The organism is Aeromonas sp. Marseille-Q7275, assembly GCF_965119515.1.
In genome coordinates this window covers 143,207-165,468 of the sequence record NZ_CBCPLW010000007.1, presented here as the reverse complement: position 1 = coordinate 165,468, position 22,262 = coordinate 143,207, and the positions used below count along the sequence as shown (strand labels likewise).

The 22,262-nt window shown below is 61.7% G+C and carries 19 protein-coding genes and 1 pseudogene; 12 read left to right on the top strand and 8 right to left on the bottom strand.

The window, feature by feature from the left end; all coding sequences use genetic code 11:
• The first annotated feature begins 17 nt into the window (after positions 1–17).
• Complete coding sequence (locus ACWPWQ_RS09045; protein ID WP_454009594.1) at positions 18–524, top strand: GNAT family N-acetyltransferase; 507 nt, start codon at positions 18–20, stop codon at positions 522–524.
• 48 nt (positions 525–572) lie between these two features.
• On the opposite strand, the gene nqrE is transcribed toward ACWPWQ_RS09045, so the two are convergent.
• The 4 genes from nqrE to ACWPWQ_RS09025 all read right to left on the bottom strand — a co-directional run bounded on the left by nqrE (position 573) and on the right by ACWPWQ_RS09025 (position 5,234).
• Complete coding sequence (gene nqrE / locus ACWPWQ_RS09040; RefSeq protein WP_005329800.1) at positions 573–1,172, bottom strand: NADH:ubiquinone reductase (Na(+)-transporting) subunit E; 600 nt, start codon at positions 1,170–1,172, stop codon at positions 573–575.
• Positions 1,173–1,350: 178 nt separating this feature from the next.
• Entirely contained in the window at positions 1,351–1,623 is a 273-nt protein-coding gene (locus ACWPWQ_RS09035) for a hypothetical protein (protein ID WP_319916214.1), read from the bottom strand.
• 429 nt (positions 1,624–2,052) lie between these two features.
• On the bottom strand, positions 2,053–3,783 hold the full coding sequence (gene recJ / locus ACWPWQ_RS09030) for a single-stranded-DNA-specific exonuclease RecJ (RefSeq protein WP_454009593.1): 1,731 nt from the start codon (positions 3,781–3,783) through the stop codon (positions 2,053–2,055).
• A 101-nt stretch (positions 3,784–3,884) separates the two neighbouring features.
• Positions 3,885–5,234, bottom strand: a complete 1,350-nt coding sequence (locus tag ACWPWQ_RS09025) for a sigma-54 dependent transcriptional regulator (protein ID WP_236661630.1) — start codon at positions 5,232–5,234, stop codon at positions 3,885–3,887.
• Between the two features lie 442 nt (positions 5,235–5,676).
• Between ACWPWQ_RS09025 and ACWPWQ_RS09020 the strand changes: the two genes are divergently transcribed.
• The 3 genes from ACWPWQ_RS09020 (at position 5,677) to ACWPWQ_RS09010 (ending at position 11,270) form a co-directional block, all read left to right on the top strand.
• Positions 5,677–7,377 carry a hypothetical protein gene (locus tag ACWPWQ_RS09020; protein ID WP_454009592.1) on the top strand — a complete coding sequence of 567 codons (1,701 nt, stop codon included), beginning with the start codon at positions 5,677–5,679 and terminating at the stop codon, positions 7,375–7,377.
• A 360-nt stretch (positions 7,378–7,737) separates the two neighbouring features.
• On the top strand, positions 7,738–8,145 hold the full coding sequence (gene mscL / locus ACWPWQ_RS09015) for a large-conductance mechanosensitive channel protein MscL (RefSeq protein WP_139437368.1): 408 nt from the start codon (positions 7,738–7,740) through the stop codon (positions 8,143–8,145).
• Between the two features lie 773 nt (positions 8,146–8,918).
• Positions 8,919–11,270: a hypothetical protein gene (locus ACWPWQ_RS09010; RefSeq protein ID WP_454009591.1), complete on the top strand. Its 2,352-nt coding sequence runs from the start codon at positions 8,919–8,921 to the stop codon at positions 11,268–11,270.
• Positions 11,271–11,373: 103 nt separating this feature from the next.
• Here the strand turns inward: ACWPWQ_RS09010 and xerD are convergent, their stop codons facing one another.
• Positions 11,374–12,285, bottom strand: coding sequence for a site-specific tyrosine recombinase XerD (gene xerD, locus ACWPWQ_RS09005; protein ID WP_247625717.1), 912 nt, complete (start codon positions 12,283–12,285; stop codon positions 11,374–11,376).
• Between the two features lie 198 nt (positions 12,286–12,483).
• Between xerD and fldB the strand changes: the two genes are divergently transcribed.
• The 5 genes and pseudogenes from fldB to ACWPWQ_RS08980 all read left to right on the top strand — a co-directional run bounded on the left by fldB (position 12,484) and on the right by ACWPWQ_RS08980 (position 16,863).
• Positions 12,484–13,002, top strand: a complete 519-nt coding sequence (fldB, locus tag ACWPWQ_RS09000; protein WP_005326670.1) for a flavodoxin FldB — start codon at positions 12,484–12,486, stop codon at positions 13,000–13,002.
• Positions 13,003–13,044: 42 nt separating this feature from the next.
• Positions 13,045–13,164 (top strand): annotated as a pseudogene (locus ACWPWQ_RS08995) (flavodoxin FldB); the annotation flags it as partial.
• 258 nt (positions 13,165–13,422) lie between these two features.
• Entirely contained in the window at positions 13,423–14,823 is a 1,401-nt protein-coding gene (locus ACWPWQ_RS08990; RefSeq protein ID WP_454009590.1) for a TldD/PmbA family protein, read from the top strand.
• Positions 14,823–16,163 (top strand): TldD/PmbA family protein, encoded by a 1,341-nt coding sequence (locus ACWPWQ_RS08985; RefSeq protein ID WP_454009589.1) that lies wholly within the window; start codon positions 14,823–14,825, stop codon positions 16,161–16,163. Before ACWPWQ_RS08990 ends, ACWPWQ_RS08985 begins: the two co-directional genes overlap by 1 nt.
• A 304-nt stretch (positions 16,164–16,467) precedes the next feature.
• Positions 16,468–16,863, top strand: a complete 396-nt coding sequence (locus tag ACWPWQ_RS08980; protein WP_162519240.1) for a VOC family protein — start codon at positions 16,468–16,470, stop codon at positions 16,861–16,863.
• Between the two features lie 66 nt (positions 16,864–16,929).
• Here ACWPWQ_RS08980 and ACWPWQ_RS08975 read toward each other — a convergent pair whose 3' ends face one another.
• Positions 16,930–17,856: a L,D-transpeptidase family protein gene (locus ACWPWQ_RS08975; RefSeq protein WP_005326662.1), complete on the bottom strand. Its 927-nt coding sequence runs from the start codon at positions 17,854–17,856 to the stop codon at positions 16,930–16,932.
• Positions 17,857–18,311: 455 nt separating this feature from the next.
• Between ACWPWQ_RS08975 and trhP the strand changes: the two genes are divergently transcribed.
• A complete protein-coding gene (trhP, locus tag ACWPWQ_RS08970; RefSeq protein WP_033130937.1) occupies positions 18,312–19,673 on the top strand; it encodes a prephenate-dependent tRNA uridine(34) hydroxylase TrhP in 1,362 nt (453 codons plus the stop codon).
• Between the two features lies 1 nt (position 19,674).
• Positions 19,675–19,923 carry a YfhL family 4Fe-4S dicluster ferredoxin gene (locus tag ACWPWQ_RS08965; protein ID WP_454009588.1) on the top strand — a complete coding sequence of 83 codons (249 nt, stop codon included), beginning with the start codon at positions 19,675–19,677 and terminating at the stop codon, positions 19,921–19,923.
• Positions 19,924–19,997: 74 nt separating this feature from the next.
• On the opposite strand, the gene ACWPWQ_RS08960 is transcribed toward ACWPWQ_RS08965, so the two are convergent.
• Positions 19,998–20,390: a DUF1090 domain-containing protein gene (locus ACWPWQ_RS08960; protein ID WP_202046523.1), complete on the bottom strand. Its 393-nt coding sequence runs from the start codon at positions 20,388–20,390 to the stop codon at positions 19,998–20,000.
• A gap of 159 nt (positions 20,391–20,549) precedes the next feature.
• Here ACWPWQ_RS08960 and ACWPWQ_RS08955 point away from each other — a divergent pair, with 159 nt between their 5' ends.
• Positions 20,550–20,903: a DsrE/DsrF/TusD sulfur relay family protein gene (locus ACWPWQ_RS08955; protein WP_319912712.1), complete on the top strand. Its 354-nt coding sequence runs from the start codon at positions 20,550–20,552 to the stop codon at positions 20,901–20,903.
• Between the two features lie 3 nt (positions 20,904–20,906).
• Here ACWPWQ_RS08955 and ACWPWQ_RS08950 read toward each other — a convergent pair whose 3' ends face one another.
• Entirely contained in the window at positions 20,907–22,118 is a 1,212-nt protein-coding gene (locus ACWPWQ_RS08950) for an MDR family MFS transporter (RefSeq protein WP_454009587.1), read from the bottom strand.
• Positions 22,119–22,262: the final 144 nt, after the last annotated feature.

The window sequence follows — 22,262 nt, the reverse complement described above, 5'->3', positions numbered from 1 at the left end:
CCTTGAGTGACACTCAGATGCCAACCCCTATCGTTCGGCTGATCCCCATGGATGAGGCGGCATTCCCCGCCTATCGCGACTACTTCATCGACGACTACGCCCAGGATCTTGCCAGCAATCACGGGCTGATCCTGGCCGATGCCCGCCAACAGGCCGAGGCCTCCTTGCTGCAACACCTGCCCCAAGGGGCCGCCACGCCGGGCCATAGCCTGCTCTGCATCCTCCCTGTGAATGACAATGTCGGGGGCGCAGTCGCACCGACGACGGCCATCGCCGGCTATCTCTGGCACAGCATCGACAACGCGGCCCACACCACCTTCATCTATGACTTCTACACACTCCCGACCCATCGCGGACTGGGCTATGGCAAGGCCGCCATGGCGGTGCTGGAGGCCGAATTGAAGTGCCTTGGCGTCAGCCAGATCAAGCTGAGGGTCGCCCATGACAACCCCAGAGCCAGGGCGCTCTACGAAGAGATAGGCTTTCGCATCACGGGCTACAACATGGCCAAGACGCTGGGTTGATGGCCCCGGTCTTCAACACTCCTCCGTGATGCCATAGCGAGCCGACGCTCACAGCGAGATCCCGGAAAATGACATGAAGCCGAGCGACATCAGTCCCGCCACTATGAAGGTGATACCGATGCCCCTCAATCCCTCTGGCACGTCCGAATACTTCATCTTCTGGCGCAGGCCGGCGATGGCGACTATGGCCAGCAGCCAGCCGAGCCCGGAGCCAGCCCCATAGACCACGGATTCGATGAAGTCATAATCCCGCTGCGCCATGAAGATGACGCCGCCGAAGATGGCGCAGTGCACCGTCAACAGCGGCAGATAGATGCCCAGGGCCTGATGGAGCGCCGGGAAATGCTTGTCCAGTACCATCTCCATCACCTGCACCAGGGCCGCCAGCACGCCTATGTAGATGATGAAATCGAGAAAGCTCAGGTCAAATTCCCCGAGGAAGGTGCTGTCCGGGCGCAGTATATGGCGGTAGATCAGGTTGTTGAGGGGGATGGCGATCACCATGACCACCAGCACCGTCATGCCAAGGCCGAAGGCGGTGTTGATGTTCTTCGACACCGCGAGGAAGGTACACATGCCGAGAAAGAAGGCCAGGGCCAGGTTTTCCACAAAGATCGACTGAATAAACAAATTGACGTAATAGTCCATGAAGGCAGCTCACCACGAGATTGTGCAAAGAGAGAGTCCGCCCCTGGCCAGGGGCCAGCGGCAGAAACCGGATGACAGTCAGCACGGGCGCGATCGCAGACGACGGGGGTCGGCGGATCAACAAAAAGGGATCAGCGGCAGAGACGGCGTCGGCGTGCGCCCGGCGAGGCGAGCAGCGCTAGTCGCCCTGGCAGAAGCGAAATTGCAGGTGATGGCAGAGCAGTTGCCGCTGGTGCAGATGACCCAAGCAGGTCGGCCATTGTCTGAGATAGATGAGGGGCAGGAAAAACAGCAGGCCGCAGAGCAGGCCGAGGATCTCGTGCTGGAACCAGGCCAGCAGCATCTGGTAGAGATCCGGATCCCTGGTCCCTTCCAGCCGCCGCCCCTGCTCGGCGCTGAGCCGCCACTGGGAGGCGGGAGGCAGGCTGACGCTGTCGGCCAACTCCGACACGGGAGGCTCGTGCAGCTGCATCGAGGATGTCGATGTCCCCTGGGTCGACAGCGCGGGCGCACCTGGCCCTGCCGCGGCAGAGGCGGCAAGCCACAGCAGGCAGGCGACGGCGAACGCCATCGGCCAGCGCAATGATCGGCCAAGGGGTGGCAAGGGACAGGCTCCTTGAAAAGGCAAGGGGTTGAGCGGGCCGAATATATCACAATTCCCCTTCATATTGAATTTTGGCATCCACTAACCGGGAAAATTCGATACAAACAGCCTGCTTTCTCCGCAAAGAGGGCATTTAACGCCCTCAATGAAAACCGCGGGGAACGACTCCCATCCTCGACCCTTGAGCCCCATTCGGTGAGGGCATAGCCGCTCCGGCAACAAAAACGGCCACCCCAGGGTGGCCGTTGTCATCGACAGGGTGGAGTCGCCGCCGGCTCAGAGACCGGCGGCCTCCAGATGCTCCACCAGCAGCTGGACGCTGCGGTTGCCGCGCCACTCGTTGACATCGAGCCGATAGACCAGCCGCACCCGTTTCACCGAGGCATCGGGCCAGCGCTTGAGATCCACCCCGAAGGCGATGGCATCCACCGCATGGCCGGAATCCGTGGTCAGCATCATCTTGAGGTGCTTCTCCCCCACCAGGCGCTGCTGCACCAGCACAAACTCGCCGTCGAACAGCGGCTCGGGGAAGGCCTGACCCCAGGGGCCGGAGGCGCGGATGAGCTCCGCCAGCTCCAGGCTGAGCTCGTCCGGCAGCAGTTCGCCGTCGGTGAGCAGCACCCCGGTCAGCAGCTCAGGGGTCACCAGCTCACCGATCACCGCCTCAAATGCGCGACCGAACGCCTCTATATTGACCTTGGGCAGGGTCAGCCCGGCCGCCATGGCATGGCCGCCAAACTTGCCCATCAGGCCCGGATGGCGGGTATCGAGCAGCTCGAGGGCATCGCGCAGATGTACCCCAGGGATGGAGCGGCCCGAGCCCTTGAGCTCGGTGTCGCTACTCTCGGCAAAGGCGATCACGGGTCTGTAGTACTTCTCCTTGATCTTGGAGGCCACCAGCCCCACCACCCCCTGATGCCACTCGTCCCTGTGCAGCACTATGCCGGAGGGGACTTCACCATCACGAAAACGGATCTGCTCCAGGGTGGCGAGGGCCTCCTGCTGCATCCCCTGCTCTATCTCCTTGCGCTCCTGGTTGAGGCTGTCCATCTCGGCCGCAAGCTGGCGCGCCAGGTTGATGTCATCGCTGAGCAGACAGGCGACCCCAAGGGACATGTCATCCAGGCGACCCACCGCATTGAGGCGGGGCCCCAGGGCAAAGCCGAGATCGGCGGCGCACAGGCGGCGGCCGTCGCGGCCGGAGACATCCACCAGCGCCTGGATACCGGGGCGGCAACGACCGGCCCGGATCCGCTGCAAGCCCTGATGCACCAGGATGCGGTTGTTGCCATCCAGCGCCACCACGTCGGCGACGGTGCCAAGCGCCACCAGATCCAGATAGTCCGCCACGTTGGGGGCGCGAATGCCCTGGCGCTCATACCAGCCGCTCTGGCGCAGGTGGGTGTTGAGGGCCGCCATCAGATAGAAGGCCACCCCGACCCCGGCCAGAGACTTGGAGGGAAAATCGCAACCACGCTGGTTGGGGTTCACTATCGCATCGGCATCAGGCAGCTCCTGGCCCGGCAGGTGGTGATCGGTAACCAGTACCCGCATCCCGGCCGCCTTGGCCGCCGCCACCCCGGCAATGCTGGAGATGCCGTTGTCCACCGTGATGAGAAACTCGGCGCCCCTGGCCACCGCCAGCTCGACGATTTCGGGGGTGAGGCCGTAGCCGAACTCGAAGCGGTTGGGCACCAGAAAATCGATGTGGCGTCCCCCCATGGCCCGCAGGGCCAGCACGCACAGGGCCGAGCTGGTGGCGCCATCGCAGTCGAAGTCGCCGACGATGAGGATGCGCTGCTGCGCCGTCAGGGCATCCGCCAGCAGGGGCACCGCCTGCTCCATGCCAAACAGGCGCTGGGGTGGCAGCAGCTGGCTGGCGCTGCGCTCCAGCAGGGCGGGATCTTCCACCCCGCGGCTGGCGAAGATTTGGCGAAGCAGGGGGTGCAGGGTATCTGGCAGGTGAGCGTCATCCACTCGGGGACGACGACGGATTTGCAGGGGCATGGTGTCAATCCTGTCTTCTAATACGGTGAGCCGATGGCAAGGCGGTATGATACACGCCTCAGGCGAGCAGAGAACAGCGGCAGGTCGGCTTGGGAGAGACGCTAGGAAATCAGGGCCTCGGGAGGAGGAGGAGGTGCAGAGCGCTCCAGCACCCGGTAGAGGGTGAGCCTGGAGATCCCGAGGTGCCGGGCGGCCTCGGTCACATTGTTGCCACAGAGCACCAAAGCCCGGCGCACGGCCTCGCATTCCGCCTCGGCCCTGACCAGGTTAAGGGGACGAATGGCGCCCTCTACCAGCGGCAGGGCCAGCCCCAGATCCTGGTGATCGATACGGCACCCTTCACACAGGACCAGCGCTCGCTCCAACCGGTTCTTGAGCTCCCGCACATTGCCAGGCCAGTGATACTTCATCATCTGGTGCATGGCGCTGGCAGTGAAACCATTCACCTTGGGATTCAAGGTGCTACCCAGCTTGTTCAGGAAATACTGGGCAAGCAAGATGATATCCTCCCCCCGTTCACGCAGGGGAGGCAGCGCCAAGTCCAGCACACAGAGACGGTAGAAGAGATCGGAACGAAAATTGCCCTGCGCCATCTCCTGATCCAGCACCCTGTTTGTCGCGGCTATCACCCGGATATCCACCTCGATAGGCTCGACGCCACCGACTCTCACTATGGTGCGTTCCTGCAAGAATCTCAGCAGATTGACCTGCATCGGCAATGGGAGGTCCCCTATCTCATCGAGAAACAGGACACCGTGATGGGCCCGCTCCACGCAGCCGATGTGACGGCGCCAGGCATCGGTGAAGGCGCCCTTTTCATGGCCAAACAGTTCTGACTGGATCAGGGTGGGTGGAATGGCGCCACAGTTGACGGCGACGAAGGGGCCGTCAGCCCGCTGAGAGTGCCGATGGATCAGCCGGGCAACCAGCTCTTTGCCCGTGCCGCTCTCCCCTTGCAATATCACCGACGAATCAGCCTTCGCCAGTCGCTCGACCCGATTCATCATCTGCCGCATGACGGGGCTGGTACCGATAATCCCCCCCTCCTCCTTGCCACGATCGCAGGGGCGATGAGCCCCCCTCCTCAAGCAGGCGATGCCAAACGCATGCCCCAGCACAGCCAGCAGACGATCATCCTCTACCGGCAGGCTGTGATAGTCGAAACAGTAGTTCAGGAGCAGCTCTTGTATCCTGGGCAGGGCCAGCAGATGAGGGGGAGCAAGTGCGACCCAGATCATGGTGCTGCATGTCTGACGAAACAGGGTCTCCACCGCCTCGGCGGCATCTTCGCTCAACAGCACCAGACCGACTCTGGGCGCCTGTTGTGCGTAGTGGCTGAACGCTTCCTGAGGCGATGAGGCCGAACAAAAACGCCACCCCAGTGACGATGCATGTGACGGAGGGCGCCATACCTCGCTCGTGTTGACACACAGTAGCGTACGAATCTCCATCAACAACACTCCACAACTCTGCGGCCAAACAATGTGCAAAGTATTGGATAGATGGCCTACATGTGCCACTTATGAAACAAGGATAAAAACGAACTCAAATGGACCGTAAAAAGACAATAAAACAAATTAAAACAAAAACTTGATTAGATATTGATATTGCTTTGTCAGCCCAGCAGGGCAACCGCTATACCCTCTTTGTTTCGCCTCGGGAACAGTGCCAAAAAGCCCCCTTTCAATGTGAAGCCTGCTCAAACACCGATAATTCATCAATTTCTGTCTCCTTCGGTTAACAACGCCCTTACCCCATTTCATCGAAATAATTATTTTTTTATTTACTTTCAAAGCCTTATCCATATGGAACGAAGTCTGCATTCATGCAGCGCCTCCGGCTGTGCAAGTAGAACCGGACGACAAGGACAACAACAAGCAGAAGGAATGCAACATGGATACCCGAGCAATGTCTCTCTGGCCGCGCTGTTTGCAGAATGGCCTAACACTCACGGCCCTGACCCTGCTGCTGGCGCTCAGTGCGCCGGCACTGGCCGCCACGGCGGAATCACCCTTCGAGCTGGATGCCAATCCACAGGACAACATCGACACAGGCGCCGTCATGAGCGATGACTGGGACACCCCACCAGACACCGGAGGGGCCACCAAATTCACCGGCATCATCCAGGACACAGCCCCAAGGAGCATCTTTGGCGGGGGGGATAAAGACATACTGGATATCGATAAATGGAGCTGGAGCGATGGCTCTGTGCCCGACAAGGATGACCTGACCCACGCCTATGCCGCCGCATACAACGAGAATAACGACCTGTTGCTCTACTTCGGCGCCGACAGGATCTCCAATGTAGGTGATGCCTTCATGGGGTTCTGGTTCTTCAAACAGAAGGTCACCGCCCTGCCCAACGGCAAATTCAGCGGCAAGCACACAGTGGGGGATACCCTGGTGCTCATCAACTTCCCGCAGGCAAACAACGCGGTTCCCTATCTCGCCGTGGTGACCTGGGATCCGACCTGCAGCAAGGCGACCAACAACAACCCGCAGCCGGGACAATGTGCCGCCGCCAATCTGCGACTCAAGCTGCAGGGCTCGGGTGCCAACGACGTCGTCTGTGCCAGCCAGGGCGGTGCCAACCTGGCCTGTGCCCTGACCAACACGGGCAACGTCCCCGTCCCCGCCAGCACGCTGGCAAACGGTGTCGGCGGCCTGTGGAGCGATTACACCCCCAAGAGCGGTACCCAGGGCACCTTCCCCTTCGAGAGCTTCTTCGAGGGTGGGATCAACCTTAGCCAGATCGTCGGCGGCAGTGACGGCTGTTTCAGCAGCTTCATGGCCGAGACTCGCTCCTCCAGCTCCTTCACGGCCGCATTGAAGGACTTCGTGCTGGATAACTTCGAGCTGTGCAAGGTCGAGATCACCAAGGTCTGTACCGGCGGTGACCTCAACGAGACCGAGACCGGCTTTACCTTCAGCTTCGAAGGCGTCGTCACCAACGGAGGCTTTGGCACCATCTATGACGTCGTCGTCACCGACGATAACGGTACCCCGGCAGACACCAGCGATGACTTCATCGTCGCGAACTTCGATTCCATACCCAAGGGGGGAATGGAAGACTACAGCGGCAGCTTTGGCGCCGCCGGTAACGGGCCGACCAACGGTGTCAGTGTCAAGGCCGCCTCCAGCGATGGCGGGCTGCAGACGATCACCGCATCCGCCACGGCAGCCTGCCCCACAGTCCAACGAGAACCCGGGATCAGTGTCACCAAGACCTGTAGCACCAAGGTCATCGATGAGGGTAGCCAGCTGGTGATCAGGGTCGACTACAGCGGCCAGGTCTGCAACACCACAGGGGTGGGCCTCATACCGCCGCTGAACCTGAGCGGCGTGACCGTCACCGACGACCCCAGCGGCAATGTGCACAACATAGGCACGCTTAACGCGGCGGACTGCAAGGACTATTCGGGCTCCTACACGCCGAGTAGTGCAGGGTCGGAAAACCCGGGCTCCATCTCCTTCAGCGATACTGTCACGGCCACAGGGACTGCGCCCCTGGGCTTTGGCACCGCGACCGACATGGCAACGGCTACCTGCCCGCTCTGTCCGGCTTGTCCAGATTGCCCCACTCCAGGGGAGTAACAGGGTTTAATCAGGGTTAAACCACAAGGGCCATGGTGAAGACCATGGCCCTTTTCATGGCGCCGACCAGGCATCACAAGCATCCTGAGCCCAGGATGCTGCCCAGACAGCCCGACCATCTCCCCACAACATGCACAGGCGCTCCCCGATCACATTGCCCACCGTCTGCCTAGTCATCGATGAGTTAATAGCACCGGATGTAAAAATTTCTCATTCATACAGGTTGCCAATCGGGCTTGAGCCCCGCAAGCTAATCAGGACGACGGGAGACACCATGGTCATCCCTCTGTTTTATTGATGTTTTATTATCCAGATTCGACGTGCGGCCTGACCTCACGCCGTCCATTTTTAGGGGGAAAAATGAGTCTGATTCAAGAGTTCAAGGCCTTCGCGGCCAGAGGCAACGTCATCGACATGGCGGTCGGTATCATCATAGGTGCCGCCTTCGGCAAGATAGTCTCCTCCTTCGTGGGTGACGTCATCATGCCGCCCATCGGCCTCATCCTGGGGGGGGTGGACTTCAGCGATCTGGCTGTCACCCTGAAGGCCGCCGAAGGTGACATCCCTGCCGTGGTCATCGCCTACGGCAAGTTCATCCAGACCATCATCGACTTCCTGATCATCTCTTTTGCCATCTTCATGGGGCTCAAGGCCATCAACACCCTGAAGAAGAAGCAGGAAGAGGCCGCCGCTCCGGCCGGCCCCACCAAGGATCAGGAGTTGCTGACCGAAATCCGCGATTTGCTGAAATCCCAGCAGGGCAAATAAGCCGCTAGCCCGGAGGCGTCGCCGGCGTGCATGCCTGACACCATCCGATGGCAAGAGGGAGGCCCTGTGCCTCCCTCGTGTTTAAGCCCAGAAGAGGTCCCCCTGGCTCAAGCCTTGCCTCAACCCCGGCTTTCTCTCGCACTCCCCCCACCTCGGCACCCCGCGTTCAAAGTGCAAGACCCTTCCATGAATTCAATGCAGTGACTGGTGGCAAACCGTCAAGGCGATGGGATTGTCTCAGCCTTGATACAGTGGCCGAATCCGACACTCGTGCTCCCGGCGACAATGTCCAAGGGGTCGTCACACTGCATGCAGCGACCCTAGCCGCCTTGGCGGCCCACCCACTCTCCTCGCCCCGAGGGACAGTCCCACAATCCGAGGGGTTGACGAGCCCTCACTCGGAGCGCCCCTGTTCCATCGCTGTTACAGGGGGAAATAAATAAAAAAGCATTACTTATCAATCAACTACCATCTCAGTACCGCCTGACACCCCCATCCATCGTTACAACTTGGTCGACACCTTCCCGCGATTGCTGCTGAAAAAAACCATTAATTCCTTTTTGCTCAATTACTTATCTATTTGGTGCATTCCTTGCTGCAGGGGTGCTGTCTATCGATGCCCACTCCACAGGACTATGCCCGATCCCCCGTCTCGTTCACAGGAGATCGGGCCTCTGCGTGGTCACGTCCGGGCCTGGGACATCACTCGGTTCAGGCAGTCGCAGCCGAGTGACATGGAACCAAGAACCACAAGATAGGAAGAGGGAAATGCTATGAAACCAAGTCAGCGCAATCGCCTGCTCAGATCCCTGACGGTCCCCTTCGGGATCCTCATGCTGGGGGGGCTCAGCCTCACCCCAGCCTGGGCCGGCATCTTTCCGGGCCTGCAACAAGAGGCCTGTATGGCAGACGCCTATATTGCCAAGGGTGGCTCACTCGCGGGCGGCAGCCTCAACTGCACGGCCAAGGACATCGAGGTCTCCAAAGTGGTGCCGGTGAATCCGAACCAGGAGTGCACCAATGGCCAGGTGTTCACCTTCAATGCAGACGTGACCATCAAGACCAACGCCAGCGAGCGTTATGACACCACCTTCTACCTGCCGAGAACGTCCCAGAGCCCGCAGGTGGTGCAGGGAGGCGCAAGAAACTGCAGCCTGGTACTGCCCAAGGCGAGCGACGCCGGGGAGAATGGCCAGGTCGCCTATGTGAATCTGGAGCCGAAACTGAAGGCGACCGATTTTCTGGATACCTGCGGTGATATCACCAAGGCCAACGGCACCGATCAATACACGCTCTTCAACCAGCCCATCACCATGCTCTGTCAACCCAGTCCCACGGATCCCAACAAGGCCCTGTTCACCTATTGCGCGGCCTGGGACATCCAGAAGAGCCTGAGTTGCAGCGAGAGCACAGTGCCTCCCGGCGCCGTGCCCGCCACCAAGTCCAAGTGCAACTGCGACAGCTTCGCCATCAATGTCTTCATCAGGCCTGAGCCGCCCACCATCACCAAGACGGTCGAGCCGGCCAGTCTGCCCGAACCGGGTGGCGTGTTCACCTATAGCCTGAGCTTTACCAACTCGAGTGCCGCCTCTCTCTATATCGCCAGCCTGAAGGATGAAATAGACGTAGGCGGAGATGGCTCCTACGACAAGAGCGTGGACCTGTGGGGATCCACCGAGAGCGTGGGGACCGCAGACGGCATCTACCTGCTCAGCAGCACCTGCGCGAAACCCGCTGCGGGCTCGACGACGAAGGAGGTACTGCCCAGCGCCACCTACAGTTGCGAGTTCACCCTGCATATCAAGGATCGCGATCTGCCCAACGATCAGAGTCCCGAGAAATACGTCGACAACATAGTGGCCCTGTTCAAGGACAAGAACGGTGGCACTGTCGGCGACGGCAGCACCTGCCCGGCCGGCTTCCAGTCTGCGGGCAACAACTGCAGCGGGGCCAAGATGGTCGAGATCACCAATCTCCCGCCGACCATCGCGGTTGAGAAGACCCCCTCCGTTGACGAGGTGCTGGAGCCGGGGACCAATGTGACCTACACCGTCAGGGTCACCAATACCGCGGGCGATCACGACAATCCGCTCACCCTGACCAGTCTGGTGGACGACATGTTCGGCGATCTGGATGGGCAGGGCACCTGCGATCTGGGCAGCGGGGTGACCCTGTCCAAGGGCACGCCCTTCGAATGCAGCTTCACCGAGTTTGTGGGGGGTAATGCCGGCGATGTGCACACCAACAAGGTGACTGCCAAGGCCCTGGACAACGAAGGGGATGAGGCAACGGGGGATGACAGCGCCACCATCAACATCAATGACGTGGCGTCGACCATCACGCTGCAAAAGGATGCCGTTCCCGTCAGTGTGCCCGAGACCGGCGACTCCGATGAGAAGCGTTCGGTGGCCTATACCTTTACCTTCTCCGTCGATGCTGGCGGCGTAGACAAGGTCACCTTCAGTACCCTGGAGGACGACAAGTTCGGCAGTTTGACCAGTCTGTGCATGGTGGACAAGAAGAACGGCGTACCGCTCGTGCCCGCCGTGGCCTTGACCGGCTTCGTGCTGAACCCGGGCCAGAACGCCAGTTGCACCATATCCAAGGATCTGCAGGGAAATGGAGGCGACAGCCACACCAACATTGCCACCATCAGTGGCACGGACGAGGACAATCAATCCGTGACCGACAGCGATGATGCCACGGTGGAGTTCACCGATGTCCTCCCCGACATCAGCAAGCTCTTTGCCCTCAAGGCCGCAGGCTTTGTCCGCATCAGCAACAACGGGGTAGACACCCTGACCGTCACCGCCTTGACCTTCAAGGGGGTCGATGTGGCGGATGGGAGCGGGATCCCGGGCAGCTTCACCCTCTACGATGAGCCTGGGGTGAGTACTCATGAGGCCGGCTTCGGACCCTTCTCACTCTGCACCACGGGCGGGACCATACTGCCCGGCGGGCACTATGATTGCGCCTTCGTGCTGGAGCTTGAACCCGGCCTCGCCGATCTCGGCAACATCAACCTGCAGGCGATCAATCCGGACCCCCTGGTGGTCACGCTGAAGGATGATGAAGACAACCAGGTCAAGGCCGAGGTGGAGGTCAGCATCCAAACAATGGAATGATGAGTCTGTGAAACAGGCCAAGCAGGTTGGCCACTCCGGGGGCGAGGCGCAAGCCATCGCCCCCTTTCTTTGCCCAGGCGCTGGGTTCCGCCACCTCACGGGGTCAGGCCCGGGGATGATGCTCCCCATGGAGCGCCTTGAGCCGCTCGTTGGCCACGTGGGTGTAGATCTGGGTGGTGGAGAGATCCGCGTGCCCCAGCAGCATCTGCACCACCCGCAGATCGGCGCCGTGGTTGAGCAGATGGGTGGCGAAGGCGTGGCGCAGGGTGTGGGGGGAGAGCTCCCCCCTGATCCCCGCCCGCTGGGCATAGAGCTTGATGCGATGCCAGAAGGTCTGGCGGGTCATCATCCTGGCCTGCTTGGAGGGGAAGACCACGTCCGAGCTGGTGCCCCCCAGCAGCAGGGTCCGTCCCTCTCTGTAGTAGCGCTCCAGCCAGTACACCGCCTCCTCCCCCATGGGCACCAGCCGCTCCTTGTTGCCCTTGCCCACCACCCGCACCAGCCCCTGGCGCAGGCTGACATGCTCGGCGGTGAGCCCCACCAGCTCGGAGACCCGCAGCCCGGTGGCATAGAGCAACTCGAGCATCGCCTTGTCCCGCAGCTCCAGCGGATCGTCCACCAGGGGCGCCGTGAGTAGCGCATCCACCTCGGCCTCGCTGAGATCCGAGGGCAGCTTCTTGGGCAGCTTGGGCCCCTCCAGCAGCACTGTCGGGTCGTCGCTGCGCAGCTTCTCGCGATTGAGATACTGATAGAAGCGGCGCAGGGCCGAGAGGAAGCGGGCCGTGCTGCTCGCCGCAAACTGCTGGTCCACCCGCCAGGCGAGGTAGTGCTGGATGTCATCCATCCCCGCCAGCAGCAGGGAGCCACCCTGGCCGTCGAGCCAGAGGGCAAACTTTTCCAGATCCGTGCGATAGGAGCTGACCGTATTATCGGACAGCCCCCGCTCCAGCCAGAGGGCATCGAGGAAGGGCTCGATCAGGGGATGGTTGTGCACGGCAGGGGCAGGCTTGGTCATGGGGTGTCGGTCTTGGGCAAACGGTGGCCCATTGTAGCCTGCCAGGCCGGCGCATACATCAGGGGCTTGCGCTTCCCCGGCAGGCATAGCAGGCGGTGAAGCGCGAGGGGCAATCTGCTAGACTGGCGCCCTCACTCGGGCGGTCCGACCCCATGGTTGCCCGACACCCCCTTGCCTACTGCGATCAAGAGAAGAGCGATGAAGATAGGTTTGTTTTACGGCTCCACCACCTGCTACACCGAGATGGCCGCCGAGAAGATCCGCGCCCTCATTGGCCCCGAGCTGGTTGATCTCCACAACATCAAGGACGTGCCCCTGGCCCGCATGCAGGAGTACGACATCCTGATCCTCGGCATCTCCACCTGGGATTTCGGCGAGCTGCAGGAAGATTGGGAATCCCGCTGGGAAGATATCAAGGATGTGCCTCTGGAAGGGCGCATCATAGCCCTGTTCGGCATGGGTGATCAGCTGGGATACGGCGAGTGGTATCAGGATGCCCTCGGCCTGTTGCACGATCAGCTGGTGCCCAAGGGGGTCAGGCTGGTGGGTTACTGGCCCAACGAAGGGTACGAGTTCGATGCTTCCAAGGCGCTGATCGACGATGGCCGTCACTTCGTCGGCCTGGCCCTCGACGACGCCAACCAGTACGACCAGACCGAATCCCGCATCGAGCAGTGGGTCGACCAGATATTAAGCGAGATCCACGAGCTGCTGTGATCCAGGTAGCTTGCATGTTCGATGATCCCTTGGATGCGGAACGACGATGGCCGTCACTTCTTCGGCCTGGCCCTCGATGACGCCAACCAGTACGACCAGACCGGATCCCGTATCGAGCAGTGGGTCGATCAGATATTAAGCGAGATCCACGAGCTGCCGTGATCCCGCCAGGTGGTACCAAAAAGCATCGACGGTTCGGCTCCCTCATCGCGCCTCGAAAGCGACGTTGATCTCCCCTGCCGGCAGCCAGCCACCCTGGCTGCCGGTCGCAGTTATCGCACCGATTTTCTCAATCGGTATCATCGCATGACGCTATAGCGACTTTTTTGTGCTGGTCTGCAACAATGCAACCGACACCCCATAACACAATCAGAACGGGTGTCGGAAGCAAACAGGAAACAGACCAGAAAAGGAAATTCTATGACCCCATTCTCCCTGTTGGCCCCCACCATAGCCCGCGACGTGCTCGATCACGCCCTGGCGCTGGGTGCCGACTTCGCCGAGCTGTTTGTGGAGCGCAAGCGCCGCAGCCAGCTCAGCCTGCTCTCCAGCCAGATAGAGAACATCAGCGGCGGCCTCGATTTCGGCATAGGCCTGCGCCTGTGCTACGGCCACAAGGTGCTCTACGGCTACACCAACCTCGCCAGCCGCGAGGAGCTGCTGCGCATCGTCACCCTGCTGGCGGCCAAGGACAGGCGTGACCCCGTGGTCACCGCCACCGCCTTCGACTTCACCCGCTTGACCGATCGCAATCCGGTGGCGCTGCCGCTGTCGGCCGACAAGCTGCTGGAGCAGAAGATTGCCTACCTGCACGCCATGGATGCCGTGGCCCGCGCCGAGAGCAGCAAGGTGAGCCAGTTCTCCGGCAACGTGCTGGGCTGGGAGCAGGAGGTGGAGATCTTCAACAGCGAAGGGCTCCAGGTGGCAGATCGCCGCCACTACAACCGCATCATGGCCCAGACCATCGCCCTGGACGGGGGCGAGCAGAGCGTGGGCTACGAGGCCCCCGGTGCCCTGATGGGCTGGGAGCATGCCGATCGCATCGATCCGCGGGAGCTGGCCCTCACCGCCACCCGCCAGGCGCTGGTGAAGCTGGGTGCCGCCCCCTGTCCGAGCGGCATGCTGCCGGTCATCATGGAGAGCGGCTTTGGCGGCGTCATCTTCCACGAGGCCTGCGGCCACCTGCTGGAGACCACCTCGGTGGCCAAGAAGGCCTCGGTGTTCCACGACAAGATGGGCCAGCTCATCGCCAATCCGGCGGTCAGCGCGGTGGACGAGGGCTTGCAGAGCAACGCCTGGGGCTCCATCAACGTCGATGACGAGGGGATGGCGACCCAGCACACCCAGCTCATCAAGGAGGGCGTGCTCACCGGCTTCCTGGTGGACAGAATGGGGGCCATCAAGACCGGCCATGCCCGCACCGGTTCCGGGCGGCGCGAGTCCTACAAGTTCGCCCCCACCTCGCGCATGCGCAACACCTATATCGAGCCGGGCAACCACAGCCTGGAGGAGATGCTGGCAACCGTGGAACACGGCATCTACGCCAAGAAGATGGGGGGCGGCTCGGTACAGCCGGGCACGGGCGAGTTCAACTTCAACGTGCAGGAGGCCTACCTCATCGAGCACGGCAAGATAACCCGGCCCCTCAAGTCGGCGACCCTGATCGGCACAGGCCCGCAAGTGCTGAAAGAGATCTCCATGGTGGGACGCAATCTGGCGCTGGCCGCCGGCATGTGCGGCTCCATCTCGGGCTCTGTGCCTACCTCGGTGGGCCAACCGGCTCTCAAAGTGGACAACATTCTGGTGGGAGGGAACGCCTGATGAGCCAGCTCGACATGAACCAACTGCTTGCACGCCTGCTGGACAAGGTCGCCGATTTGGACGCCGAGGCGGACGTCATCGCCAACCAGGAGAAAGCCTTCTCCCTCAAGGCCGACAAGGGCGAGCTCGGCGAATACAAGGTCACCAGCAGCCAGCAGATAGGCATTCGCCTCATCAAGGAGGGCCGGGTCGGCATCGCCTACTCGGAATCCCTCGATGAGCCGGCGCTGGATGCCATGGTGCAGGACGCGCTCGATGCCAGCCGCTTCGCCAAGGTGGACCCGGATCAGCGCATCACAGTGCAGCAGAGCCGACTCACCACCGACTGCGCCGAGATACACCAGGCCGACACCACGGCGGTGGAAGAGAAGATAGCCCTGGCCCTGCGCCTCGAATCGGACATGCTGGCCCTGCCGGATGTGACCGGCGCCCCCTACAACGGCTTCTTCGAAGGGGAGAGCCGCCTCTGGCTCGCCAACAGCCAGGGCAGCCTCTGCGAACATCAGGAATTCAGCGTCGGTTGCCACAGCTCCGCCCTCATCGAGCGGGAGGGGCGCCAGTCCATGCACTACCAGGGACAATACGCACGGCGCTTCGACGAGCTGGAGAGCCAGCCCCTCATCCGGCAGATCCACGCCGTGGCCGACGGCCTGCTGATGGGTGAGGCGGTGCCGAGCGGTCGCTACAGCGTACTCTTCAGCACCAACTGCTTTGCCAGCCTGTTTGGCTGCTTCCAGGGGGCGCTGTCGGGCAAGTGGGCCCAGCAGGGGATCAACCCCTGGCGCGGCAAATTGGGGCAAAGCGTGGCCTCCCGCTGGCTCACCCTGGAGAGCCGGGTCCATATGCCGGGGGGCATGAATATAAAGGCGTTCGATGGCGAGGGGGCGGCTACCTCGGATCTGCTGCTCATTGGCGAAGGGGAGCTGAAAACCCTGCTGCACAACAGCGCCACCGCCCGCCACTTTGGGGTGGCGAGCAATGGCTCGGCGGCCCGCAGTGCCCGCAGCGCCCTGGATGTGACCGCCCGCCACCTGGTGTTTGGCACAGGCCCTCACAGCGAGGGCGAGGTGCAGAGCGGCGACTATCTGGAGCTGCTCAAGCTGGACGGTCTGCACTCCGGTGCCGATGCGGTGAGCGGTGACTTCTCGTTCGGCGCGTCGGGCTTTCTGTGCCGGGACGGTGTACGCGTCCAGCCGGTGCGCGGCATCACGGTCGCGGGCAACTTCTACCGTCTGCTCGGGGAGCTGGAAGCGGTCGGCAACCTGCTGCACCACAACGATGGCAAGGGCTTCTATGCCCCCCTCATCCGTTTCGGTGGCTTGAATGTCGCAGGCAAGTGACAACCAATGAATGACAAGGCGCTCTATGCTCCTCAATCCATCCGTTTCGGTGGCTTGAATGTCGCAGGCAAGTGACTGTATATAGAGGGAAAATCGGTTATCTTCCCCATCCAAAAGCGGCGCCATCAGGCGCCGCTTTTTCATTGATGGCGTCTCTCATCCCCCACTCCTAACCTCTAAGAACCAGTCCAAGACCTGTCGCGAGACCGTCAGCAAGGTAAAGAGCTGTACATGAACCTTGATCACGGTCTCGCAGCAAGATCGCAGATTGATTCCAAGAGCCGCCGGTCGCCTCGGCCGGAACATGCTGGAGAATACGAAGATGGACAACACCCTGGTCTGGGCCGACATTCCGACGCGGGATCTGGATCGCGCCATGGACTTCTACTCGGCCCTGCTCGATGTGCAGGTCACCCCCATACAGGAGGAGGAGATGCGCTTTGCCATGCTGCGCTACGATGGCAGCAACGCGGCGGCCTGTCTCGGCCCCATGGACAAATACCACCAACCCGGTGGCGCCGGTCCCCTCATCTATCTCTCCCTGGGTGACAGGCTGCAGGAGGCCGAGCAGCTGGTTCCCCGGCTCGGCGGGCGCGTGCTCGAACCCCTGCATTCCATCGGCAGCGGCCACGGCTCCCGGGTGATTATCGAGGATACCGAAGGCAACTGGCTGGCCCTCTATGCCCCGCCCGCTCCTTGAGCCACATAAACAATAACGGCGACCCTGGGGTCGCCGTTATTGTTACCTGACACCTATCCGAAGCGATCAGGCTTCGGGATTGAGGCGGGTCGGCATGCCGGTACGCTGTTCCAGCACCTGCTTGACCACGTTGGAGTCGCTGTCCATGTGGGCGATGAAGCGGGTGGTGGCCGGGGTCATGGGGAGCGGCACAGAGGCGGTGGAGTTGAACTCCTCCTCGGTGCGCGACAGCGGCTCGTGCACTTCCATGTAACGACCGCCATCCGGCTCGACCGTGGTCTTGACCGGCTGGTTGACGAACTGGACGCGGGTGCCGACCGGCACGTTGTCGAACAGGTACTTGATGTCATCGGCGCGCAGACGCACGCAGCCGCTGCTCACCCGCAGGCCGATGCCGAAGGTGGCGTTGGTGCCGTGGATGGCGTACAGGTTGCCGATATAGAGCGCGTGCAGGCCCATGGGGTTGTCCGGACCGGCCGGCCAGACCGCAGGCAGTGTCTTGCCCTGGGCGGCGTAGCGGCGACGGATGTTCTCGGTCGGAGTCCAGGTCGGGTTGGCGCGCTTGCGCTCCACCTTGGTGATCCAGTTCTCCGGGGTGTTGACCCCCAGCTGACCGATGCCGATGGGCAGCACCTGTACCACGTTCTTGCCTTTCGGGTAGTAGTAGAGACGCATCTCGGCCACGTTGATGACGATCCCCTCGCGCGGCGCATTCGGCAGGATCAGCTGATGCGGAATGGTCAGCTTGCTGCCCGGCGTCGGCAGATAGGGGTCGACGCCCGGGTTCGCTTCCATGATGTTGGTCAGGCCCAGCTGGAAGTCGGCGGCGATCTGCTCCAGCGGACGGTTGTCTGCGGGCACCACGTACTCCTGGTTCTCACCGATCAGACGGCTGTTGGCGGCCGGCAGCGCGTATTCAACGGCGGCGGCCTGCTGGCTGACCAGGGTCAGAGTGCAAAAAAGGGCCGAAGCGGCAATGCGAAGGGGATTCATAAAATTCCTGTATGGTTTCCTGTACCTGTTGGCCTGAAGCCGGTTCATCCTCGGTCTGTCCCTTGTCACGAGTCACGCTCGCCCGAGGCCAATACCGAGCGCGCATTCTTTCCCGAGTCGGACAAAATTTCAACTTGAAGAGGGGGCTTTTTCACGGAAAAGATCCATTCTCCCCCCAACAATCGACCGAATCAGGTGACTGTTACCCTAACATCGCCAATCTGAGCGCAAAATGAACATGCATCCGGCCCGCCACCCTAGCGCCAAATTGCATGATGGCGCCGTCACGAGTACAATCTCGCACCCCTTTTATCAGGAGTATCGAGTCATCTCGTGCTCTGGGTGTACCTCATCGGGTGGCCGTGCGTCGAGTACGGTCGCACCATGCCGATGACCCTATACGGCGCCATTAGGTGGCGCCGTCCTGATTTGCAATCAGACAGAAAGAGTCCAACATGTTCAGACCAGAATTGCTCTCCCCCGCCGGGACCCTCAAGAATATGCGTTACGCCTATGCCTATGGCGCCGACGCCGTCTATGCGGGCCAGCCGCGCTACAGCCTGCGGGTACGCAACAACGAATTCGATCACGAGAATCTGCAGCTCGGCATCAACGAGGCCCATGCCCTGGGCAAGCAGTTCTATGTGGTGGCCAACATCCAGCCCCACAACTCCAAGCTCAAGACCTTCATCCGCGACATGCGCCCCGTGGTGGACATGAAGCCGGATGCGCTGATCATGTCAGACCCTGGCCTCATCATGATGATGCGCGAAGCCTTCCCGGACATGCCCATTCACCTCTCGGTACAGGCCAACGCGGTCAACTGGGCCACGGTGAAGTTCTGGCATCAGATGGGCCTGACCCGCGCCATCCTGTCGCGCGAACTGTCGCTCGACGAGATCGAAGAGATCCGCATGCAGGTGCCCGAGATGGAGCTGGAAGTCTTCGTCCACGGGGCGCTGTGCATGGCCTACTCCGGTCGCTGCCTGCTCTCCGGCTACATCAACAAGCGCGACCCCAACCAGGGCACCTGCACCAACTCCTGCCGCTGGGAGTACAAGGTGCACGAGGGCAAGGAAGATGACGTGGGCCAGATTGTGCACCGTCAGGAGCCCATCGCCGTGCGCCCGGACAACACCCTGGGGCTCGGCAAGCCGAGCGACGCCCTGGTGCTGCTGGAAGAGTCCAACCGCCCCGGCGAATACATGACGGCGTTCGAAGACGAACACGGCACCTACATCATGAACTCCAAGGATCTGCGCGCCGTCGAGCACGTGGAGCGCCTGACCAAGATGGGCGTGCATTCGCTGAAAATCGAAGGCCGCACCAAGTCCTTCTACTACTGCGCCCGTACCGCCCAGGTCTATCGCAAGGCCATCGACGATGCTGTCGCCGGTCGTCCGTTCGATCCGACCCTGATGGGCACCCTCGAGAACCTGGCCCACCGTGGCTATACCGAGGGCTTCCTGCGCCGTCACAACCACAGCGAGTACCAGAACTACGACTACGGCTACTCCGTCTCCGACACCCAGCAGTTCGTCGGCGAGATCACCGGTCGCCAGGGCGACATGGTGGAAGTGGAAGTGAAGAACAAGTTCCTGGTGGGCAACAGCCTGGAGCTGATGACGCCGCAGGGCAACGTCAGCTTCAATCTCGAGCAGATGCAGAACCGCAAGGGCGAGCTCATCGACACCGCGCCGGGCAACGGCCACGTGGTCTATGTGCCCGTCCCCAAGGAGATCGACATCAACTACGGCATACTGCTGCGCAACCTGGGCGATCGCCAGGACACCCGTCAGCCCCACTCGGCGGCCTGAGATGGCGCTGCTCATCACCGACAAGTGCATCAACTGTGACATGTGCGATCCCGAGTGTCCGAACCAGGCCATCAGCCTGGGGGAGAAGATCTACGAGATAGATCCGGATCGCTGCACCGAGTGCGTCGGCCACTATGAGAAGCCCACCTGCATCAGCGTCTGTCCTATCGACTGCATCATCTGGGATCCCGCTCATGTGGAAACCGAAGAAGATCTGATGGACAAGTTTGTGCTGATGCACCGGCAGTAGTGCCGGACCTGCGGGCCATCCAGAAATAGAAAAAGCCGGGCATGCCCGGCTTTTTCTATTGCGCTACAGCCCACTCAGGGCTTGACCAGCTTCTGCAGCGCCTCAAGCTCGCGTTGGGCCTCCAGCAGCTCGGCCTGGGATGCCTCCAGCTTGGCCTGCTTCTTGGCGATCTTGTCCGGCTTGCCCGAGACCCGGGCGCTCTGCAGATCCGCCAGACGCTCCTCCACCTCTTGCTTCTGCTTGGCCACCTTTCGCTGCTGCTCCTCGAGGAGCCCGGCATCGGTGCAATGGGTCTCGATGTTGCGCAGGGCCTGCTCCAGGCCCGCCACCTGCTGCGCGTTATCATGCGCCCGGGCGAAGCTCAACTGCTCGGTCACTGCCTGATGCCTGGCCTTGCAGCCGACGTTTTCACTGCCATAGGCCTGTCCGGCCAACAGCAATAATCCTATTCCGGCGATCTTCCACATAACGACCTCTTTGCTCTGTCATACTGGATGGCCGCCTATGAAACCTGACTCATACCCCGAGGTCAAGGCACAGGGAAAGGGCTACGACAGAGTTTGCACTGGGTCATGCCGCCGCCATGCCGGCGACGCTACAATGCCCCTTTCAACCCGGAGAGTCCCATGAAGCAACAGATCGTCATCATCGCCAACGGTGCCCCCTATGGCAGCGAAACCCTGTTCAATGCCCTGCGCCTGGGGATAGCCCTCAACGAGCAGGAAGGCATAGACCTGAAACTCTTCCTGATGTCAGACGCGGTCAGCGCCGCCCTGGCGGGCCAATCCCCCGCCGAGGGTTACAACCTGCGCCAGATGCTGGAGATCCTGCTGGCACAGGGCACCCGGATCCGGCTGTGCAAGAGCTGTACGGACGCGCGGGGCATCACGGCCCTTCCCCTCATCGAGGGCATAGAGGTGGGCACCCTGCCCCTGCTGGCCCAGTGGACACTGGCGGCCGACAAGGTGCTGACCTTCTAGGGATCAGGGCTCGGCCCGGACCAGCGCAGGGCGTGAGGTCCGGGTACTCAGGCCATAGAGCATCAGGATCGCCAGGCAGAGCAGCGCCATGCAGCCATAGAGCCAGCTGCCCCCCCAGTTGGCCAGGATCCAGCCCCCCAGCAGGGCGCCGATGGCGATCCCGAGCCCGGACATGGAGGCCGCCCCGAAGTAACTGCCCTTGAGGTGCTCCGGCGCCATCTGATCGACCAGCACATTGAGCAGCGGGAACAGGATGCACTCGCCGACGCTGAGCAGGATCACCGCCACTATCCAGTGCCACCAGATGGCGGTATCCCCGAGTGCGAACTGCAGCTGGGCGCTGAGGAAGAAGGCGACCCCGAGCTGCAGTCGGCGCTTGATAGACCAGTTGGCGGTCAGGTGCAGCAGCGGGAACTGCAGGATCACTATGGTCAGCGCATTGGTGCTCACCAGCCAGCCGATGAGGCGCTCCACCTCAGGGGTGCCCGCCCGGGTCAGGTACTGGATGAGCGGTGACTCGAACTGGGCATAGACCAGCATCAGCAGCATGTTGGCCATAGTCAGCAGCAGGAAGCCCCTGTCCTGCCAGAGCACCCGCAGCACGGCGCGCATGCCCGGGCCGGCGGCATGGCTTGGCTGACAGGCGGCCAGTCGAAAACCGATGAAGAAGATGAAGCCGAGCAGCAGATAGCTGGCACTGAGCAGCAGGAAAGTCTCCTGCCGAGCGCTCAGGCCGTAGCTGACCCCGAGCAGGGGACCGATGGCCGCCCCCAGGTTGAGCAGAAAGTAACGCAGGTGCAGCGCCAGCTCGCGGGCCTTGGGCTCGGCCAGGTTGTCGGCCATCAGCGCCTTGCCAGGGGAATCGATGAGCCCGTAGGAGAGTCCGCTGCCGATCACCCCGAGAGCCAGCCAGATCACCTGATGGGAGAGGCCGAGCATGGCGACGCTCAGGGCGGACACCAGGCAGCCGAACAGCAGTATGTTGCGCCGCCCCCACTTGTCCGACAGCCAGCCGCCATAGAAGCTGACCAGGGTGGAGAGGGCCGCCGTGGCCCCCAGGATGAGGCCGATCAGGGTCGCCGAGAGCCCGTAGTCGCGATAGAGCAGGATGGAGAGAAAGGGCCAGACCATGAAGAAGGTGGTGCGCACCATGAAGGTGCCCAGGATGACGATCCAGACTAACGGGGGAAACTGCCTGAGATAGGCCCATGACATGCTGCACTTCCTTTTGACAACGTGACGGCGAGTCGTCCCTTATAGCAACTGGCGTCAAAAGGAACAAGGCATCTTCTCTCTGGTCTTCACAGGCAGACAGGCACAAAAAAGCCGACCCTGAGGTCGGCTCTTCACAGAACGGAT

Coding starts and splice junctions, on each gene's coding strand:
- ACWPWQ_RS08955 (WP_319912712.1), top strand. CDS start 20,550: ATGAAGCAACAGATCGTCATCATCGCCAACGGTGCCCCCTATGGCAGC.
- ACWPWQ_RS08980 (WP_162519240.1), top strand. CDS start 16,468: ATGCTGGAGAATACGAAGATGGACAACACCCTGGTCTGGGCCGACATT.
- ACWPWQ_RS08975 (WP_005326662.1), bottom strand. CDS start 17,856: ATGAATCCCCTTCGCATTGCCGCTTCGGCCCTTTTTTGCACTCTGACC.
- ACWPWQ_RS09010 (WP_454009591.1), top strand. CDS start 8,919: ATGAAACCAAGTCAGCGCAATCGCCTGCTCAGATCCCTGACGGTCCCC.
- ACWPWQ_RS08990 (WP_454009590.1), top strand. CDS start 13,423: ATGACCCCATTCTCCCTGTTGGCCCCCACCATAGCCCGCGACGTGCTC.
- mscL (WP_139437368.1), top strand. CDS start 7,738: ATGAGTCTGATTCAAGAGTTCAAGGCCTTCGCGGCCAGAGGCAACGTC.
- ACWPWQ_RS09045 (WP_454009594.1), top strand. CDS start 18: ATGCCAACCCCTATCGTTCGGCTGATCCCCATGGATGAGGCGGCATTC.
- ACWPWQ_RS08965 (WP_454009588.1), top strand. CDS start 19,675: ATGGCGCTGCTCATCACCGACAAGTGCATCAACTGTGACATGTGCGAT.
- ACWPWQ_RS08960 (WP_202046523.1), bottom strand. CDS start 20,390: ATGTGGAAGATCGCCGGAATAGGATTATTGCTGTTGGCCGGACAGGCC.
- fldB (WP_005326670.1), top strand. CDS start 12,484: ATGAAGATAGGTTTGTTTTACGGCTCCACCACCTGCTACACCGAGATG.
- nqrE (WP_005329800.1), bottom strand. CDS start 1,172: ATGGACTATTACGTCAATTTGTTTATTCAGTCGATCTTTGTGGAAAAC.
- ACWPWQ_RS08950 (WP_454009587.1), bottom strand. CDS start 22,118: ATGTCATGGGCCTATCTCAGGCAGTTTCCCCCGTTAGTCTGGATCGTC.
- xerD (WP_247625717.1), bottom strand. CDS start 12,285: ATGACCAAGCCTGCCCCTGCCGTGCACAACCATCCCCTGATCGAGCCC.
- ACWPWQ_RS09020 (WP_454009592.1), top strand. CDS start 5,677: ATGGATACCCGAGCAATGTCTCTCTGGCCGCGCTGTTTGCAGAATGGC.
- ACWPWQ_RS09025 (WP_236661630.1), bottom strand. CDS start 5,234: ATGGAGATTCGTACGCTACTGTGTGTCAACACGAGCGAGGTATGGCGC.
- ACWPWQ_RS08985 (WP_454009589.1), top strand. CDS start 14,823: ATGAGCCAGCTCGACATGAACCAACTGCTTGCACGCCTGCTGGACAAG.
- trhP (WP_033130937.1), top strand. CDS start 18,312: ATGTTCAGACCAGAATTGCTCTCCCCCGCCGGGACCCTCAAGAATATG.
- recJ (WP_454009593.1), bottom strand. CDS start 3,783: ATGCCCCTGCAAATCCGTCGTCGTCCCCGAGTGGATGACGCTCACCTG.